Raw genomic sequence first — 739 nt, forward strand, 5'->3', positions numbered from 1 at the left:
CGACCATTCAGTGGCGCTAACATGCGACCATCACTCGGCATGGTGAGGTCTAGAGTGATACGGTCGCCAACTTGTAAAGGTCGGCTCATTGGCGATGTTACAAAACGACAGCCGCTGCGAGACAGGTCTCTGATCTCACACTCACTTCGATATTCATCCAAGCGGACTCGCGCTTTCAAATTCACCTCATAACGCACTTCTTTACGAAGTTGGAATACCTGCATTGTATTGGGAAGGTTAAGCACTAAAATGGGATAAGGGTCGCCCAAGCGATGTTGAAGCTGAGCCCTAAAAGGGATGACTGCGCCTTCGCCACGATGAGAATACGCTTTTACGTTAATCCAAAAGCCTTCTTGAAAATAGAATTTCAAATCTTCATCGGAAATATTCGGAACTTCGATCAATGCCGTATTGTTAGAGTGGCAGCCGACAAACGTACTGGTGGTGATGAACTTCGTTCCAACAGGCGTGGTCACATTAAGAGTGACTTCACTACCGTGCTCGACCATCGCCATTGCATCGGTGCTGTTTAATGTGGTGGCCTGACGTTCTGGTGCTCTCTTACTCTGCAGAGGTAGATTGCCGTCTCTGGCACTGGTTATCATATTTCTCATTCTTATTGTCGTACCTGATTTGAGAAGAGGTGACTGCTATGAAATTTAGCACTAAACGACTGGGTGTCTTTGCGTGGTAATGATTTTATTCAGTGATATAGTTTGATTCAATAAATCCGTAACAA

1 protein-coding gene is annotated in these 739 nt (G+C 45.6%); it reads right to left on the reverse strand.

The annotated features are described in order from the left end of the window. The coding region (locus R7Z50_RS26970) for a flagellar brake protein (protein ID WP_318149678.1) at nt 1-605 on the reverse strand (605 nt) is incomplete at its 3' end. Nucleotides 606-739 lie beyond the last annotated feature (134 nt).

This window comes from Vibrio sp. 1249-1, assembly GCF_033340495.1.